This window comes from Myxococcus vastator (assembly GCF_010894475.1).
GTDB lineage: Bacteria > Myxococcota > Myxococcia > Myxococcales > Myxococcaceae > Myxococcus > Myxococcus vastator.
Genome location: NZ_JAAIYB010000693.1, coordinates 1 through 2980, shown reverse-complemented (window position 1 = coordinate 2980; position 2980 = coordinate 1). Strand labels below are relative to the sequence as shown.

The window sequence follows — 2980 nt, the reverse complement described above, 5'->3', positions numbered from 1 at the left end:
CAGAACCTTGCTCATCAGCTTGTACCTCTTCGCGACCTCTTCCTCGGTGACCATCGACACCTTCGAGCACGCCTCAGCCTATTTGTCGATCCCCTGCCAATCGGTCGCGTTATAAAATCTCAGGCCCTAAGCGGAGGTCTGGAGGCGCCGCTCGGGTGGGTGCTCGTTGTAGCGGTGCAGCCGCTCCTTGATTTCCCCGTGGCTGTCCGCCTGCTCGTAGGCCTGATATCGATAATTACAGGAGACCTTGTTCTTGAAGCCGGAAAAGTCGCCCGTGTGGCCGGTGAGGCAGGCGCCACCCTCGGTCGTGCTCTTCACGGAGAGGTGGAGGTCGTTGAGTTCCGCGTCCCCGAAATGCCCCGTGTCCTTCTTCTTCGACATTGCCTGGTCCCGAGCTGAAGGGTGCCTGCGCCATCAAGTGTCCCGGACGCATCCGGGAGGGTCAAGCGGCCACGGCGGGTGTGGCTCCCATACTGCTCATGCTGCGCGCCGCACGTCGGCCCTGCGCGGCGCAAGCGTGAGGTCCATCGCCGCGTCCCACCACTCCGATAACACCAGTGCGCGCAAGGCCAGGGTGTGCTGCCGGACGCCTCCTTCCAGCGGGCGCCAGGGCGCGTCATGCGCAGGGTGACAATGGTCCACGCCGCCCCGGGCGTGTTGAGCAGGGACAGCTTCCACTTCTCACGCAGCGAGGAGGACTTCTCTCCCCCAGCCACCACGCGAGCCGCACTCCCGAGCTTCTCCATCAGGTGCCAGAAGTCCACCAGGCGCACCGGCTTCTTGGCTGAGGGGACATGGGTGGCGAGCGTCTCGTCCAGCAAGGCGTGCAACTCGGGAGCGCCATCGGTGAGGACGGCGACGTACAGGCCGCGCCGTCTGGAAACCAGGGCCTGGACGTCGCGGGCCAGGCGCTCGGCCAACCCTCGGGCCTCGCCCCGCGGCATCCGCCCGTAGCGAATGGTGCCCAGCGCTTCGCCGTGGGCGTCATGGAAGGTGAGGCAGGCGGCGTAGGCCATGCGCCAGACGACGTCCACCGGGCGCGTGGGGGCGCCCTTGCGAGGTCGGCCCACTGGCCGCCTCTTCGGCTCCTCCATCGGCACGGCCACCCTGTCCATGCTGACGCTCACGCCGCGGGTGCCTCGGGGCACTCGCAGCTTTCGGGCCAGCGCCGCCTCCACCTGAGGCCGCTGGCCACCGTACAGCGCTCCCACCTCATGCCCCACGCGTTCGAAGGAGGCGCGGCAATAGGGCAGCACGCCCACCTGGCGCGCCGTCGCTTCTGCCTCCCGCGAGGTGCCTCGCGCCAGCAGGTACGCCATGGGCACCGCAGCCTCCGGTAACCAGCCGTCGGCCACGCACCCGGCTTGGCCACTGACGGTGTCCACCGTGGGGCCATTGCGCTCACCCACCCGCCGGTAGAGGCTTCTCTCTATTTCGACGGGCCCTTGCCGCGTCTTGTACGTCGCCGGGTACCGTCCGACTCGGACGTAGGGCTGGCCTTCGATGAGGACCTGGGCCGTGTCGAGGTCGAGCCCTCGAAGCAACCTCCGCTTCAGCAACCGCTCCGTCTGTTCCGCTCCCGCATTCACCTCCTGCCATGCAGCGTCGAACGCGGCCAGGTCCCCTCTGCTCGCCCCCTCGGTGGGCGCGCTTCGGCGTCTCCTCCAGCGCCTTGACGCTGTCCTCGAACCCTTCCGGGCACTTCGATGGTGACCTTCGGCATCGTCTGATGTCCTCCGCTGGCACAACCCGCCAGAAACTTCCCGTTCTGCCGACCACCACCAAGGACCCGGCAAGCCCCCTGCCTGTTTACTCACTCATTGCTCAACTCCAGAGCCACACCCAGGGCACCGGCGCCACGCCCCTACGTCCTCAATAGCTCGCGGACTCTTGTCTCGCTCACACCTAGTGCCTTGGCGATCTTGGCAATAGAGTTACCTTCTTTGCGCATCTCCTGGGCGCGCTCGGCACGCGCCTTCGTCTCGGGCCTTACAACATCGCTCCATTCGCGTGTCTTCGAGTTCCAGTTCTTACCTGACATTTTCTCTCCAATACTTTCGTTCACGCACTCTCCACCTGCACCATTCCTTGGCAGGACAATTGCCATAAAGAGCCTCAGCACAAGGAAAGAGGGACTCTCGTAGCGCATCAGGAGTTAGGAATAAAACCGCTCAATGAACTCCCAGGCCGAGTTGATCTCCCTGCATTTTCGTTCGGCCAGTGCGCGCAGTTCATGCCCCAGATGCGCCACTTTATCCGGGTGATACTGAGCGATCATTTGATGATAAGCAGCTCGGGCTTCTCCGAATGGAGCGCCAACCTGCAGGTCCAGCACCGCCCAGCAGCCTTGGTTCACTGGATTCCCGGTTTGCGTAGGACGCGCACTCTCCCTGGGCCGCGCTCGCCGCTCACGCAGATACCCAGCAGCACTTGCACTTACGAGAGAATGAACCGTCAGCACGAAAGGACCAACACGCATCGTATCATTGGCGCCCATCAATGCGGTTCGTGAAACTCGCTCACTATTGAGCCAAGTACCATTTGTAGAACCTTCATCCACTACAACTGCGCCCCCTTCAATTGCTACAAGTCGGCAGTGCACCCCAGAGACAGTCTCGTCACGAAGCACGAGATCGCAATCTTCAGCCCGGCCAACAAATATTTCGCGCGATGAAACGGTATCCTGCTTCGTCCGGAGTGAGCCAACTCGCCCAACAGTAATGGTGAACACGTGTACTCCCAAAAGCAATGGGTACAAACAGGACTGAAAGCGCGAGCAAGACAAAGTGCCTTGCTCCGATGAACCGCTTTGGGTCTATGACTAGCGGCTCCGAACAACGACTTCCGCAATCTTCAGAACAAGCTTAAGAATTTCGATCACGATGATGGGCGTTACCTTCATTGGCATCTCCTGGGGAGAGAGGACACAGCCAGAGAAATCGTCGACCTGCCCACCTCAATGCACTTACTGTGCCACCTG

The 2980-nt window shown here is 62.4% G+C and carries 3 protein-coding genes and 1 pseudogene; all 4 read right to left on the bottom strand.

Annotated elements, in window-relative coordinates:
* Positions 1–126: 126 nt before the first annotated feature.
* On the bottom strand, positions 127–381 hold the full coding sequence (locus tag G4D87_RS36140; protein ID WP_205507862.1) for a hypothetical protein: 255 nt from the start codon (positions 379–381) through the stop codon (positions 127–129).
* A gap of 96 nt (positions 382–477) precedes the next feature.
* Positions 478–1723 (bottom strand): annotated as a pseudogene (locus tag G4D87_RS36135) (ISKra4-like element ISMfu2 family transposase).
* A 141-nt stretch (positions 1724–1864) separates the two neighbouring features.
* Positions 1865–2065 (bottom strand): helix-turn-helix domain-containing protein, encoded by a 201-nt coding sequence (locus G4D87_RS36130; protein WP_163787349.1) that lies wholly within the window; start codon positions 2063–2065, stop codon positions 1865–1867.
* A 90-nt stretch (positions 2066–2155) separates the two neighbouring features.
* Positions 2156–2731 (bottom strand): FHA domain-containing protein, encoded by a 576-nt coding sequence (locus tag G4D87_RS36125; protein ID WP_163787348.1) that lies wholly within the window; start codon positions 2729–2731, stop codon positions 2156–2158.
* Positions 2732–2980 lie beyond the last annotated feature (249 nt).

Coding starts and splice junctions, on each gene's coding strand:
- G4D87_RS36140 (WP_205507862.1), bottom strand. CDS start 381: ATGTCGAAGAAGAAGGACACGGGGCATTTCGGGGACGCGGAACTCAAC.